This window comes from Tenacibaculum aquimarinum (assembly GCF_022478115.1).
Lineage (GTDB): Bacteria > Bacteroidota > Bacteroidia > Flavobacteriales > Flavobacteriaceae > Polaribacter > Polaribacter aquimarinum_A.
The window spans coordinates 763,912-779,679 of record NZ_JAKGSC010000001.1; the positions used below are offsets into that span (position 1 = coordinate 763,912).

The window sequence follows — 15,768 nt, forward strand, 5'->3', positions numbered from 1 at the left end:
AAATATAGAGCAAAGAAAATAGAGCAAAGAAAAAAGACATATTATCGAACAGAATTAGTCTTTACTCTCTACTCTTTTTTCTCTTTTCGAATTATACACAACTAAATAAAAAAAAATGTCAAATTATTTTAACACATTAACATTAAGAGAAAAATTAGAGCAATTAGGAAAATGCCGTTTTATGGACGCTTCAGAATTTGAAGACGGAGTAGAAGCATTAAAAGGGAAGAAAATTGTTATTGTAGGTTGTGGTGCACAGGGTTTAAACCAAGGATTAAATATGAGAGATTCTGGATTAGATATCTCTTATACATTAAGACAAGCAGCAATAAATGAAAAAAGACAGTCTTATATTAACGCAACGTCTAATAATTTTACAGTTGGTACTTATGAAGAGTTATTGCCAACAGCAGATGTTGTAATTAATTTAGCGCCAGATAAGCAGCATACAAATGTTGTAAATGCTGTAATGCCTTTAATGAAAAAAGGAGCTACTTTATCGTATTCTCACGGTTTTAATATTGTTGAAGAAGGAATGCAAATTCGTGAAGACTTAACAGTAATTATGGTCGCACCAAAGTGTCCTGGTTCTGAAGTTAGAGAAGAATATAAAAGAGGATTTGGAGTACCAACATTAACGGCAGTTCACCCAGAAAATGACCCAGAAGGAAAAGGTTGGGCACAAGCAAAAGCATATGCAGTGGCAACTGGAGGTAACAGAGCAGGAGTTTTAGAATCTTCTTTTGTTGCTGAAGTAAAGTCAGATTTAATGGGAGAACAAACTATTTTATGTGGTTTGTTACAAACAGGAGCAATTTTATCTTTTGATAAAATGGTAGAAGAAGGAATTGAACCAGGTTATGCTGCAAAATTAATTCAGTATGGTTGGGAAACTGTAACGGAAGCTTTAAAGCATGGTGGAATTACAAACATGATGGACAGATTGTCTAATCCTGCAAAAGTAGAAGCGTTTCGTTTATCAGAAGAATTAAAAGACATTATGCGTCCGTTGTTCCAGAAACATATGGATGATATTATGACAGGTCATTTCTCAAAAACCATGATGGAAGATTGGGCTAATGATGACATAAATTTATTAACTTGGAGAGCTGCAACAGGAGAAACTGCTTTTGAAAAACAAGTAATTACTACAGATGAAATTCCTGAACAAGAATATTTCGATCATGGAACTTTATTAGTTGCTTTTGTAAGAGCTGGTGTAGAGTTAGCTTTTGAAGCAATGACAGATTCTGGAATTATAGATGCATCTGCATACTATGAATCTTTACACGAAACTCCGTTAATTGCAAATACAATTGCAAGAATGAAATTAGCAGAAATGAACCGTGTAATTTCTGATACTGCAGAATATGGTTGTTATTTATTTGACCATGCTTGTAAGCCTTTATTAACAGACTTTATGAAGGATGTAAAAACTAATATTATTGGTAAATCATTTAGCTCAGAAAATGGAGTTGATAACCAAGAATTAATTAGAATTAATGCTATTATTAGAAATCATCCAGTAGAAATTGTAGGAGCAAAATTAAGAGCTTCTATGACAGCAATGAAAGTAATAAAAACCGAAGCATAATTCCATTGATGGAAACCAAAACCACTTTTTTTCCGAGTATAAAAAATATAGAAGCTGCTTCTTTAAAATTAAAAGACGTAGCTTCTATTACTCCATTAACTCAAAATTTACAGAATTCAAAAAAGTTTGATTCAAATATTTTGTTTAAAAGAGAAGATTTACAAGTTGTACGTTCTTATAAAATTAGGGGTGCTTACAATAAAATTTCTTCTTTAACTGCTGAAGAAAAAGCAAATGGAATTGTTTGTGCAAGTGCAGGAAACCACGCGCAAGGTGTAGCTTTATCATGTAAATTACTCCAAATAAAAGGTACAATTTACATGCCTTTACCTACTCCAAATCAAAAGATAGAACAAGTAAAAATGTTTGGTGAAGAGTTTGTAAATGTTGTTATTGAAGGAGATACTTTTGATGATGCTTACAATGCTTCAATTATAGAATGCGAAGCAAAAAGTAAAACATTTATTCATCCGTTTAACGATGAAAAAGTAATTGAAGGTCAGGCAACAGTTGGTTTAGAAATACTAAATCAAACTGATAAAAAAATAGATTATGTCTTTGTTCCAGTTGGAGGTGGAGGTTTATCATCTGGTTTATCATCTGTTTTTAAACATTTATCACCAGAAACAAAAATAATTGGTGTAGAACCAGAAGGAGCACCTTCTATGTTAACATCATTAAGAAATAAAAAAAATACTGCCTTAGAAAAAATTAATGCTTTTGTAGATGGAGCAGCGGTTAAGAAAGTGGGCGATTTAAATTTTGCAATTTGTCAACAGAATTTGCATGATATGATTACTGTTCCAGAAGGAAAAATCTGTCAAACAATTTTAGATTTGTATAATAAAGATGCAATTGTTGTAGAACCTGCAGGAGCTTTAAGTATAGCTGCTTTAGATTTTTTTGCTGATGAAATTAAAGGTAAAAACGTAGTTTGTATTGTTAGTGGAAGCAATAATGATATAACAAGAACTGCTGATATAAAAGAGCGAGCACTTTTGTATGCAAACCTAAAACATTACTTTATTATAAAATTCCCTCAAAGAGCAGGTGCTCTTAGAGATTTTGTGGTAAATATTTTAAACCCAACAGATGACATTACACATTTTGAATATACAAAAAAAGTAAATCGAGAAAATGATGTTGCGGTAGTTGGTTTACAACTTAAGTCTCCTGAAGATTTAGATCCTTTAATTTTAAAAATGAAAAAGCACAATTTCTTCGGTGAATATCTAAATGATAAGCCAAATTTATTTGAATTTTTAGTTTAAAAAAAGCAACTCAATCGAGTTGCTTTTTTGTTTTTCTTAACAAAACTTTAAGTTTAAATTTCGCATATTTGTAAACGATGAAAATTTATCCAATAGAAACAGGTAATTTTAAGTTAGATGGAGGTGCAATGTTTGGCGTTGTTCCAAAATCTATTTGGCAAAGAACAAACCCTTCAGACGCTAATAACATGATAGATATGAGTATGCGTTGCATGCTTATTGAAGATGGAGATAGACTTACATTAGTTGATACTGGAATGGGAAATAAACAATCTGAAAAGTTTTTTGGATATTACTATATGTTTGGAGATTTTTCTTTAGATGCTTCTTTGGCAAAACACGGTTTCCATAGAGATGACGTTACTGATGTTTTCTTAACACACTTACATTTTGATCATTGTGGAGGTTCAATACAATTTAATAAAGACAAAACCGGTTACCAACCTGCATTTAAAAACGCAAAATTTTGGTCTAATGATCGTCATTGGAACTGGGCAATTGAGCCAAATCCACGCGAAAAAGCCTCATTTTTAAAGGAAAATATTTTACCTATTGAAGAAAGTGGTCAATTAAACTTTGTACATAGAAATACAAAAGATCAAGTAGGTTTTGATGTGCTTTTTATGGATGGACACACCGAAAAACAAATGCTTCCGAAGATTCAATATCAAGGAAAAACTATTGTTTTTATGGCAGATTTGTTACCAACTGTTGGTCATATTCCTTTACCATATGTAATGGGTTACGATACACGCCCGTTATTAACAATTAAAGAAAAAGCAGATTTTCTAAATGAAGCTGCAGATAGAGACTACTTTCTGTTTTTAGAACACGATGCTTACAATGAAATTTGTACAGTACAACATACAGAAAAAGGAGTTCGACTAAAAGATAGCCATAAATTTACAGATGTTTTCAATTAAAAAATTATATAAATACATAGATTAAATTAAGAATATAAATATGAGAGTTTTAAAACCAATTTTTTATACAGCTATTGCTGCTGTTGCTTTTACTAGTTGTAAATCAGTTAGTAATTTAACTAATGTTGCAGTTCCTGCAGGAATGGAAAATGCAGTATTAATTTCAGCAAAAAAGGCAAAATTAACAGATGCCGAAAAAGACAATTGGCAACATTTAGATTTAGCTACAGATACTATTCCTGGTATGAGTGTAGATAAAGCTTATAAGTTTTTAGCAGGTAAACAAGGAGTTGAAGTTGTAGTTGGAGTTGTCGATTCTGGTACAGATTTAAAGCATGAAGATTTAAAAGATGTTGCTTGGGTAAACAAAGGAGAAATTGCAGGTAACGGTAAAGATGATGACAATAATGGTTATGTAGATGACATTAACGGTTGGAATTTTTTAGGAGATACGTATAAAGAACATTTAGAGTACGAACGTATTTTAATGAATCCTTCTATTGCAGATGCGGCTACACTTGCTGAGGTTAAAGCATATCAAGAAACTAAAGTTGTTGCAGCTAAAGGAGATAAACAACGTTACGGCGGTATGTTAGATAATGTTAATTCTGCAACAGCAGTTTTAACAAAACACTTTGGGAAAGAAGATTTTACTCCTAAAGAAATTGAAGCAATAAATACTACAGATGAAGAATTAAAAGGAGCCATTGGTATTGCAGCATTTGCAAAAAGAAATGGACTTACTTTACAGAGTATTTCAAAAGAATTAAACAAATTAGTTAGTAGTGCAGATGCAACTATCAATGGAGATAATCTAAAAACAGATTATAGAACTCCAGTTGGCGATAATGCGTATGATATTAAAGATAAACCAGGATATGGAAACGGAAATTCTGGTCATTCTATAAAAGATGAAGCACATGGTTCTCACGTATCAGGAATTATTGGAGCTACGCGTAACAATGGTGTTGGAATGAATGGTGTTGCTAATAATGTAAAAATAATGGCAGTTCGTTCAGTTTCTGATGGAGATGAGTATGATAAAGATGTTGCTTTAGGAATTAGATATGCAGTAGATAACGGAGCAAAAGTTATCAATACAAGTTTTGGTAAAGCATTTTCACCAAACAAAGAATGGGTTTACGATGCAATTAAATATGCAGCTTCTAAAGATGTATTAATTGTAAATGCAGCTGGTAATGACGGTAAAAATATAGATGTTGAAAAAACATTTCCTAATGATGCACCAGATTTATTAACTGAAGTTTCTGATAACTTTTTAACAGTAGGTGCAATGAGCGCTAATTATGATGAAAATTTACCAGCAAGTTTTTCTAACTATGGTAAAATAAATGTAGATGTTTTTGCACCAGGAGTTCAAGTACATTCTACAACGCCAGAAGGTGAGTATAAAAAATTCAGTGGAACTTCAATGGCTTCTCCAGCTACAGCAGGTGTTGCAGCATTAGTACGTTCTTACTACCCACAATTATCGGCTAGTCAAGTTAAACGTATCTTAATGAATTCTGGAACTAAAATTGATTTAGAAGTTTTACAACCAGGTTCTAGAAGTAGAGAAACTCCAAAAGGAAAATTAGTTCCTTTTTCTACATTATCTGTTTCTGGACGTGTTGTAAATGCATACAATGCTTTAAAAATGGCAGACCAAATGGTTAACGGTAAATAATAAAAACAGTCCGCAGACTGATTTTTTAAATAAAACGTCATTGTGCACTGAAAACATTCAGCAAACAATGACGTTTTTTATAATAAAAATTTTTAAAAATGAAAAAAACACTTTTCTTCGGATTGTCTTTATTGACAATGCTATCTTGTGCAACTACTACTAAAAATGTAGACAATAGCATACAACAATCTACAGAGCCAAGCTCAACAAATAAAACTGCATCAAGTTATTGGCAACAACACGTAGCTTATAAAATGGATATTGATATGAATGTAAATAACTATCAATATAAAGGAAAACAAGAGTTGGTTTACACCAATAATTCTCCAGATGCATTAAATAAAGTATATTATCATTTATATTTTAATGCGTTTCAGCCAGATTCTCAAATGGATGTTCGTTCTAGAAACATTAAAGATCCAAGTAAAAAAATTGGAGACAGAATTAGTAAATTAAGTCCATCAGAAATTGGATATATTAAAGTAAATACACTTTCTCAAAACGGAACTTCAGTACAACATGAAACTGTAGGAACAATTTTAGAAGTAACATTAAATACGCCAATTCAGCCAGGAGAAAGTGCAACTTTTTCTATGAACTTTGATGCGCAAGTACCTGTTCAAATTCGACGTTCTGGGCGTAATAGTAGCGAAGGTGTTGCTTTATCTATGAGTCAATGGTATCCTAAAATGGCAGAATACGATTTTGAAGGTTGGCATACACCACCTTATATAGCGCGTGAGTTTCACGGAGTTTGGGGAGATTTTGACGTAACACTTCATATTGATAAAAATTATGTAGTTGGAGGAAGTGGATATTTACAAAATCCGCAAGAAGTTGGTCATGGTTATGAAGATAAAAGTAAACCATTAAACCTTCCTTCAGGAGAAAAATTAACATGGAATTTTAAAGCACCAAATGTGCACGATTTTACATGGGCAGCAGATCCAGAATATATTCATGATACTTTTAAAATGGATAATGGTATAGATTTACATTTTTTATACAAGAAAACTTTAGAAGCTAAGTATTTAGAAAACTGGAAAAACTTACAGCCTAAAACAGCTGAATTAATGACTTATTTTAGTGAGCATGTTGGTCAATATCCATATAAGCAATATTCAGTTATACAAGGTGGAGATGGTGGAATGGAATATGCAATGTCTACATTAATTACAGGGGAACGTTCTTTTGGAAGTTTATTGGGAGTAACATCTCATGAATTGGCGCATACGTGGTTTCAATTTTTGTTAGCTACAAATGAAAGCTTACATCCTTGGATGGATGAAGGTTTTACAACGCATATTTCTAACAAAGCAATGAATAAAGTTAGTGGTAGAAATGCTGAAAATCCACAAGTAGGTTCTTACAGACATTATTTTGGTATTGTTGCTAATAATATTGAAGAATCTATGAGTACTCATGCAGATAGGTATAATACAAATGCTGCTTATAGTATGGCAAGTTACTCTAAAGGAAATCTGTTTTTAAGTCAATTAGAATATGTTATTGGAAAAGAAAATGTAGCTAAAGGATTAAAAAAATACTTTACAGATTTTAGTTTTAAACACCCAATACCAAATGATATTAAAAGAAGTATGGAAAAAGTTTCTGGTATTCATTTAGATTGGTATTTAAACGAATGGACGCAAACAACACATACAATAGATTATGGTATTAAAGCTGTAGAAGGAAACAAAGTAACGTTAGAAAGAATTGGTAAAATGCCAATGCCAATTGATGTTTCTGTAACGTATGCAGATGGTTCTTCGGAAGAATTTAATATTCCATTACGTATTATGAGAGGTCAAAAACCAACTACTGCAACTGTTTTAAAAGATTGGACTTGGGCACACCCAACATATACATTTACAACTTCTAAAACAGTAAAATCTGTTGAAATTGACAAATCTAAATTAATGGCAGACGTTAAAATGGATAACAATACTTTTGGAAAGTAAAAACTAATTTACATTTCAAACAAAAAAATAAGCGAAGTGAAAACTTCGCTTATTTTTTTATCTCAACTTTGTCAATCAAGTTGTCTATTTTTTCCTTCGGAATAAAGCCTTTTAGCATTAAAATAGCGCCAAAAACAATGAGCATTATTCCCATTCCGCGTTTTATTCTATAAATAACTAAAGGTGTCATTTTATCTCTAAGTTGTTTTGCTAGTAGTATTTTACCTAGATCTGTAACTGCATAACCTAAAATAACTACAACAAAATACCAAAAAATTGAAACAGGATTCATATCTAAAGTAGGACCAACAATAACCATAATTCCAAGCCAACCTGCTAAAACACCAATATTAATAAAGTTTAAGAAAAACCCTTTAATTATCAACTTAAAGTAGTTGTTTTCTTCTGGGACTTTTACTTCGGATTCATCAACTTCCTTCTTGTTACTTTTATCTAAGTAGGTTATTAAGCCGTAAACAACCAATACCAAACCGCCAATTAAGAATAATCTTGGATCGTCTTTTATTTTCTCTAATAAGCTTCTGCTTCCAAAATATGCAATGGATATAAATGTTATATCACCTAAGATTACTCCTAAATCAAATGCAAAAGCAGCTCTTGCACCTTTTAAAATACTGGTTTTAATCAGCATAAAAAATACAGGGCCAATCATAAAAGCCATAAAGACTCCTACAAAAAAAGCATTTTTAAAATCGTAAATATCCATAGAAAATAATCAAAGAGAATCCAAATATACAACTTATAAAACTCAGGTTTTTACTTACATATTAACCGTTTACTGCTAACTGAAAACTGAATTACACATCATCAAAATCTACCACAATTTTTGGAGTAGTTGGGTGTGCTTGACAAGTAAGTATAAAGCCATCTTCAACTTCATCATCTGTTAAGATTGAGTTCTTAACCATTACAGCTTTTCCTTCAGTAACCTTTCCTAAACAAGAACTACAAACACCACCTTGACAAGAATAAGGAGCATCAACTTTATTACGTAAACTAGCTGCTAAAATATCGTCAGTTTGTTTCATAGTGAAGGTTGTTTCTTCATCATCTAACAAAATAGTAACGGTAGTTTCTCCATCTTTAACTTCGGAAGTGTCTCCTTCATCTGAAGAAGCTGTAAATAATTCAAAATGAATATTTTCTGAAGTAAAGTTGTTTTCCTTTAAAGTTTCGGTAACAGCAGTAATCATTTCTTCTGGACCACATAAATAAGCCGAATCAAAAGAAGTTTCTTTGTACATATTTTTTACAAAATACTTACAAACACTACTGTCAATTCTACCTTGTAAAGCATTTTTAACTTTATCTCTACTAAAGATTGTATGTAGTTTAAAGTTGTTTGGATATGCTGCAACAAGATGTTCTAATTCATCATTAAAAATAACGCTATCTGCCATTTTATTTCCGTAAACCAATGTGAATTTAGATGAAGACTCTTCCTCTAAAACTGTTTTTATCATTGATAAAACAGGTGTAATTCCACTTCCTGCTGCAAACGCAATGTAATTTTTATTTGCTTTTGGTTCTAAGATAAACTTCCCTTCTGGCGGATGTACTTCTAACTTATCACCAGCTTTTAGTTCTGTAGTTGCGTAGACAGAGAACAACCCGTTTTCTACTGCTTTTACAGCAACTTTTAAATCGCCACTTTTTGGCGAAGAACAGATAGAATAAGCTCTACGAACTTCTTCTCCTTTAATTACTTTTTTGATTGTTATGTATTGTCCAGCCTTAAATGAAAAAGTTTCTTTTAATTCCGATGGAACTGAAAATAATATAGAAACCGCATCTTTAGTTTCTTGTATTAGTTCTTTTATTTTTAGTTTGTAAAATGTATTCATTCTTAAATTTTGAATTGCAAAAATAACGAAGTTCTAACAAACCAAGTGTTAGTGTTTTAATAAATGTATACCTAAGAATTTTATACATAAGAAAATTATGTATATATTTGACGGCGAATCGTCGCCGATATTTTATTTATTAGCAAGTTCTAAATATTACTCAAAGTGACAGAACGATTAAACAAATAAACAAATAAACAATTACACGATTAAACATCAGAAAAAAATGGGAAATCAGAAATTATACAAAGGTTCTTTACAAACCATCATTTTAAAGCTTTTGGCACAAAATGATAAAATGTACGGATACGAAATAACACAACACGTAAAAGAATTAACCAAAGGCGAACTAAAAATTACCGAAGGCGCTTTGTATCCTGCATTGCACAAATTAGAAGCCGAAGGTTTGTTAGATGTTGAGGTTGCAAAAGTTGGTAATAGATTACGTAAATATTACAAACTAACCGAAAACGGAACCAAAGAAACTGCCAATAAATTAGCGGAAATGCAAGAGTTTTTAAAAACCATGCAGCATTTAGTAAACCCTAAATTTAGCTTGGAGTAAGATGGAGTTAACAAAAGAACAAGTTTTACAAATTGATAATTATATTTCCGCTTGCGGAATAAAATATTACGATGTAAAAATGGAGATTGTAGACCATTTTGCATCAATCTTAGAGCTCCGTTTAGAAGAAGAACCAGATTTAGATTTTAAAAAAGCAATTGTAGAAGAGCATAAAAAGTTCAGTAATAATGGATTTAAAAAACTATTAGAAATAAAGACAGATTCAGTTCATAAAAGGTTTTTTAAATCATCACTTAAGCATTTGTTTAGTTTTTTTACTCTTCCAAAAGTAATTATAACAATTGCAATATTTTTGGGGTTACAATTTATAATGAACTCTATTTCTGACACAGAAATATTCTTTAATATTTTACAAGGATTTGCGCTTCTTTTATCGTTTAGATTATTGTTTAATGTTAATATGAGAAACAATAATAAAATATCTTTTTTATCATTAAGTATAACTTTAAGGTTCTTTAATGTGTTTCACTTGTTTACTATTTTATTCCAATTTTTAGATAATATAAATGGAGAAGGTTTTAACAATATTCATCTTTTAGCTTATATGGTATTATTTCTTTTTTATTGGTCTGGAGAATATGTGTATTATCAAAACAAAAAAGAAGTACAAGAACAATATCCTAACGTAATAGTTTAGCTATGAAACTAACAGAACAAAACATACAAAATCTATATAAATTTACGCGCCAACATTACGTATATCATTACGATGTGCAAACGGAATTGGTAGATCATTTAGCAAACGATATAGAACAAATTTGGGAAGAAAATCCAACACTTTCATTTGAAAAAGCAAGAGATACATCATTTAAGAAATTCGGTGTTTTTGGTTTTATGGATGTTGTAGAAGCTAAGCAAAAGCAAATGAGTAAAAAGTATTGGAAAATAATTTTACGCTTTGCTAAAGAATGGTTTACGTTTCCTAAAGTTGTAACTACAATAACTATTTTCTTGTTGTTCTTTTTAGTGCTTCAAATTCCGTATTCAGAATATATCTTTTTAACAACTATACTTTCTTTAATTACTGTTGAAATGGTTATTCTGTTTAAATCTAGAAAAGAATATAAAATTAAAGAAAAGAAAAAAGAGAAAATATTTCTGTTAGAAGAAATGCTTGGTGCTACTAAAAACAGTTATACAGGTTTTACAATGGTAAATCTATTTAATTTTGTAAACCTAACAAGGTTCGATTTTAGTAACTTAACTATTTATTGGATTTTCTTTCTTTCAATAACGTTAACCTTATTATGTATTCTGTTTTATATAACAAATTATGTTATTCCACAAAAAGCAGAAGAATTACTAGAAGAAACCTATCCAGAATATAAAATTGTTAAAAATATGTAACAAACTGAACTGGTTTGCTACTTATTAGATAATCAAACTAATTTACTACCAATGATTTCACACTTTTTAAACTTAGAATGGAAACAGTTTTTTAGATCTGCTTCATTTGGAAAAAATGTAGGAATAAAAATCCTAATGGCTTTTTTTGCTATCATTATTTTAATAAACTTTTTATTCTTAGGAGCTGGAGGTTTTTTTATACTAAAAAAAGAATTCCCAGATAAAGATCCATTTGTTTTGGTAAATCAGTTTATGATTTTCATGGTTATTTCCGATTTAATTTTCAGGTACTTAATGCAAAAAATTCCAGTAATGGATATTAAGCCAATGTTGGCTTTGCCAATTAAGAAAAACAAACTGGTAAATTATGTATTAACAAAATCAGTTTTTTCATTTTTTAATTTCGGTTCCTTAGTTTTATACATACCTTTTGCAATTGTATTAATTATGGAAGGTTATACTGTTGCAGGTGTTGTTAGTTGGACTTTTTTTATGATTATGTTGGCAGTTTGCCTCAACTTCACTAATTTTTTAATCAACAAAAACAACATTGCATTAGGTGTTTTAGTTGCTCTTTTAGGTGGTTTGTGGCTCGCTTTTAAATATGAATTAGGAAACGTAACAGGTTTCTTTGGCGATCTGTTTTATGCAGTATATGAAAACCCATTATTATCGATTATAGGAGTAATTTTTGCAGGAATTTTATACTATTTAAATTTTAAACAATTATCTAACGTTATATATTTAGATGGCGCAGTAAAAACAGAAAACCAAGAAGTTAATACTTCGGATTTATCTTTTGTAGATCGTTTAGGTAGCGTTGCTCCGTTTATTAAAAATGATATGCGATTAATTTGGAGAAACAAAAGAACAAAAACCGTTTTTCTTATGTCGTTTTTCTTTCTACTCTTCGGATTAATGTTCTTTACAATGGAAGGTTATAAAGACAAAGAAGTAATGCAATTATACGGAGCTATTTTTGTAACAGCTGGTTTTAGTATGAATTACGGCCAATTTGTTCCCGCTTGGGACAGTGAACATTACAGAATGTTAATGACTCAAAATCTTTCGTACAGAAAATTTCTAGAAAGCAAATGGTATTTAATGATTGTAATGACGGTTATTTTATTCGTTTTATGTACGCCTTATTTATACTTCGGAATACATAAATACTTATTAATTGTTGCCGGTTTTTTCTTCAATTTAGGTTTTACACCTTTAATAATGCTGTATATGGGCGCATTTAATAAAAAACGTATTGAACTTTCTTCAGGAGGATTAACAAATACACAAGGAACAAGTGCAGCACAATTTTTGGTTATGATTCCGGTACTTGTTTTACCAATAATAGTATATGCAGTTGTAAATCATTTCTTAGGTTTTAACGCCGCAATTATTGCAATTGCACTTATTGGAGTTGTTTCTTTACTCTTGAAAAACCCAATTATGAGTTTTATTGAAAAGAAATATCAAGAAAAGAAATACGCAACCATTCACGGATTTAAACAACAAGACTAACCAACTTTAATTCAATATATAAAATGATACAAGCAAATAACATCACCAAAAAATACGGAAAAGCACAAGTTTTAAATATAGAATCGTTAGAAATTCCTAAAGGACAATCTTTTGGATTGGTTGGTAACAACGGAGCAGGAAAAACAACCTTTTTTAATATGTTATTAGATTTAATTAGACCAACATCTGGTGAAATTATTAATAACACAGTTGTTGTAAATAAAAGTGAAGAATGGAAAACGTTTACAAGTTCTTTTATAGATGAAAGTTTTTTAATTGGATACTTAACTCCAGATGAATATTTCGATTTTATTGGCGATTTACGTGGAATGAACAAAGCCGATGTAAAATCATTCTTAAGTCAGTTTGATGAATTTTTTAATGATGAAATCATTGGAAAGAAAAAGTATTTAAGAGATTTAAGTAAAGGAAATCAGAAAAAAGCAGGAATTGTTGGTGCAATGATGGGAAATCCAAAGGTTGTAATTTTAGATGAACCTTTTGCAAATTTAGATCCAACAACGCAAATCCGTTTAAAAGCTATGATTAAAAAGCTAACGGAAGACAAAGAAATTACCGTTTTAGTTTCTAGTCACGATTTAACACATGTAACCGAAGTTTGCGAACGAATTGTAGTTTTAGACAAAGGAAATGTGGTAAAAGATATAGCAACTTCTCAAGAAACTTTAACAGAATTAGAAAGCTATTTTTCTGCGTAAGCAAAAAAATCCTTTTTTATTCCTATTTTTACGCTCTCATTACAATAATAATCATTGATTTTAGTTGTATGTAAGAGCGTAATTTTTTTATGAAAAACCTTAAGAAAACAGTCTTTTTAGTAGTGCTTTTAATTGCAACCTTTTCTTGTAGCACAAGAAAAGATACTCTTGTTAGTCGTAATTTTCACGCATTAACAACAAAATACAACGTGCTTTTTAATGGAGAACAAGCGTTTATTAAAGGCTTGGAAGAAATAAGTAGTAAGCATAAAGATAATTACTGGAAACGCTTACTAATTGAACCAATAACGTTTGAAGAAAATAAAATTCAAGCGCCAAAATTTAATAACGCTTCAAAAGAAGAAGACGAGAATAAAAACCTTACTTCATTTGAATTAGCTGAGGAAAAAGCTATAAAAGCGGTTCAGAAACACTCTATGAATATAAAAGGTAGAGAACGCAATCGTCAAATTGATGATGCCTATTTACTTTTAGGAAAATCACGTTATTATACACAGCGTTTTATTCCGGCTTTAGAAGCCTTAAATTATGTGATAGCAGAATATCCAGATGCTAATTTAATTAACGAGACAAAGATTTGGAGAGCAAAAACTAATATTCGTTTAGAAAATGAAAAATTAGCAATAGAATCTTTAAAACTGTTGTTAGATGTTCAAGAAGGAGATGATAAATTAACTGACGAAATTAAAGAGCAAGCGCACACAGCAATGGCAATGGCGTATGCAAAAACAGATACAATTCAGAAAGTAATAGAGCATTTAACACTAGCAACTAAAACACATGAAAATAGAGAGCAAACTGCTCGTAATTTATTCATTTTAGGGCAAGTTTATAGTGAGTTAGATAGAAAAGATTCTGCAATTGCAGTATTTCAGAAATTGGCAGATTTTAAGAAAATGCCTTATAAATATCGCATTCATTCTAACATAGAATTGGTTAAAAATACATCGGCGGATTCTTCTTCAGTAGCGTTAATAAAACGTTTTGAAAAATTGATTAAGAATAGAGATAATCGTCCTTATTTAGACAAATTGTATTATCACGTAGCGGTTTTACATGAAAATCAAGATAGTATTTCAGATGCAATTTCATATTATCAAAAATCGTTAAGAGCAAAAGATGCAGATGATTATCAGAAAACATATACGTTTGAAAAGTTAGGTGATATTCATTTTAAAAATGCTGAATTTATAAAAGCAAGTGTTTTTTATGACAGTGTTTTACAAGTAGCAACTGAAGATGTTGTAAATGAAAAACGTATTAGAAAAGTAAGAAGAAGGCATAAATCTTTGGCTTCATTAGGTAGATATGAAAACGTTTTAAAAATAAACGATAGTATTTTACATATTGCTAATTTACCAGAAGGTGAACAAAAAACATATTTCGAAAACTATATTGCTAAGATTAAAAAGCAAGATGAAGAAAATGCGCAACAACAATTAAATGCACTTTCTTTTGGAAATTCTTTTGGCGGTGGATCTTCAATAGCAACAACAAACAATAGCGGAAAGTGGTATTTTTATAATACACAAGCAAAGGCTTTTGGCGAAGCTGAATTTCAAAGAGTTTGGGGAACAAGACCTTTAGAAGATAATTGGCGTTGGAGTGATAAAACAACAATTTCATCTGGAGATACTGATGTTGATGCTGATAATCAGATAAATAAACGTTACGAGTTGGCAACATATTTAGAAACAATTCCAACAGATAAAGTAGCTATTGATAGTTTAACGTTTCAACGAAATGATGCATTGTATCAATTAGGATTAATTTATAAAGAGCAATTTAAAAATCCACAATTAGCAATTAAAAACCTAGAACGTTTGCAAACCGTTAACACAGACGAACGATTGAGTTTGCCAATAAATTATCATTTATATCAAATTTATTCTGAGTTAAATAGTTCTAAAGCAAATCAATATAAAAACGTTATTCTTACGAAGTATCCAGATACAAAATACGCTCAGATAATAAAATATCCTACCAAAAAATTAGCACAAGAAAATGAGGTAGATAAGGTTGAAGAAGCTTATAAAGAAGTTTATTATTTATACAAAGAGAATAAGTTTGATGAGGTTTTTGTTAAGATTGATGCGCTTTTACCAAGTATACAAGAATCTAACTTATTGCCAAAATTCGATTTATTAAAAGCTTATGCTATTGGTAAAATAAAAGATAAAGAAACCTACAAAACAGCTATGGAGTTTGTAGCATTAACATATGCAAATACAGAAGAAGGGAAAAAAGCTAAAGAAATAGTAAAACAATTAAATTAA

General features: G+C 30.5%; 13 protein-coding genes. 11 read left to right on the plus strand and 2 right to left on the minus strand.

Features of this window, described 5'->3' with window-relative positions; all coding sequences use genetic code 11:
* Window positions 1-115: 115 nt before the first annotated feature.
* From ilvC to L1S33_RS03610, 5 genes are all read left to right on the plus strand, one after another.
* On the plus strand, window positions 116-1,594 hold the full coding sequence (ilvC, locus tag L1S33_RS03590) for a ketol-acid reductoisomerase (protein ID WP_240550922.1): 1,479 nt from the start codon (window positions 116-118) through the stop codon (window positions 1,592-1,594).
* A gap of 8 nt (window positions 1,595-1,602) precedes the next feature.
* The gene (gene ilvA, locus L1S33_RS03595; protein ID WP_240561263.1) at window positions 1,603-2,865 is read left to right on the plus strand and encodes a threonine ammonia-lyase IlvA; all 1,263 of its coding nucleotides are present in this window, start codon (window positions 1,603-1,605) and stop codon (window positions 2,863-2,865) included.
* Window positions 2,866-2,942: 77 nt separating this feature from the next.
* Window positions 2,943-3,788: an MBL fold metallo-hydrolase gene (locus L1S33_RS03600; RefSeq protein ID WP_240561264.1), complete on the plus strand. Its 846-nt coding sequence runs from the start codon at window positions 2,943-2,945 to the stop codon at window positions 3,786-3,788.
* A 40-nt stretch (window positions 3,789-3,828) separates the two neighbouring features.
* The gene (locus L1S33_RS03605; protein WP_240550920.1) at window positions 3,829-5,475 is read left to right on the plus strand and encodes a S8 family peptidase; all 1,647 of its coding nucleotides are present in this window, start codon (window positions 3,829-3,831) and stop codon (window positions 5,473-5,475) included.
* 98 nt (window positions 5,476-5,573) lie between these two features.
* Entirely contained in the window at window positions 5,574-7,436 is a 1,863-nt protein-coding gene (locus L1S33_RS03610; protein WP_240561265.1) for a M1 family metallopeptidase, read from the plus strand.
* Between the two features lie 49 nt (window positions 7,437-7,485).
* Here the strand turns inward: L1S33_RS03610 and L1S33_RS03615 are convergent, their stop codons facing one another.
* Both L1S33_RS03615 and L1S33_RS03620 read right to left on the minus strand, forming a co-directional pair.
* Window positions 7,486-8,163 (minus strand): LysE family translocator, encoded by a 678-nt coding sequence (locus tag L1S33_RS03615; RefSeq protein ID WP_240550918.1) that lies wholly within the window; start codon window positions 8,161-8,163, stop codon window positions 7,486-7,488.
* A gap of 91 nt (window positions 8,164-8,254) precedes the next feature.
* The gene (locus L1S33_RS03620; RefSeq protein WP_240561266.1) at window positions 8,255-9,301 is read right to left on the minus strand and encodes a 2Fe-2S iron-sulfur cluster-binding protein; all 1,047 of its coding nucleotides are present in this window, start codon (window positions 9,299-9,301) and stop codon (window positions 8,255-8,257) included.
* A 226-nt stretch (window positions 9,302-9,527) separates the two neighbouring features.
* On the opposite strand from L1S33_RS03620, the gene L1S33_RS03625 reads away from it, so the two are divergent.
* From L1S33_RS03625 to porW, 6 genes are all read left to right on the plus strand, one after another.
* Window positions 9,528-9,866, plus strand: a complete 339-nt coding sequence (locus L1S33_RS03625) for a PadR family transcriptional regulator (RefSeq protein WP_240550916.1) — start codon at window positions 9,528-9,530, stop codon at window positions 9,864-9,866.
* 1 nt (window position 9,867) lies between these two features.
* Window positions 9,868-10,524, plus strand: a complete 657-nt coding sequence (locus L1S33_RS03630) for a hypothetical protein (RefSeq protein WP_240561267.1) — start codon at window positions 9,868-9,870, stop codon at window positions 10,522-10,524.
* Window positions 10,525-10,526: 2 nt separating this feature from the next.
* Window positions 10,527-11,234: a hypothetical protein gene (locus L1S33_RS03635; RefSeq protein WP_240550914.1), complete on the plus strand. Its 708-nt coding sequence runs from the start codon at window positions 10,527-10,529 to the stop codon at window positions 11,232-11,234.
* Between the two features lie 51 nt (window positions 11,235-11,285).
* A complete protein-coding gene (locus L1S33_RS03640) occupies window positions 11,286-12,752 on the plus strand; it encodes a DUF5687 family protein (protein ID WP_240561268.1) in 1,467 nt (488 codons plus the stop codon).
* A gap of 23 nt (window positions 12,753-12,775) precedes the next feature.
* Complete coding sequence (locus L1S33_RS03645) at window positions 12,776-13,471, plus strand: ABC transporter ATP-binding protein (RefSeq protein ID WP_240550912.1); 696 nt, start codon at window positions 12,776-12,778, stop codon at window positions 13,469-13,471.
* An 89-nt stretch (window positions 13,472-13,560) separates the two neighbouring features.
* Entirely contained in the window at window positions 13,561-15,768 is a 2,208-nt protein-coding gene (porW, locus tag L1S33_RS03650) for a type IX secretion system periplasmic lipoprotein PorW/SprE (protein WP_240561269.1), read from the plus strand.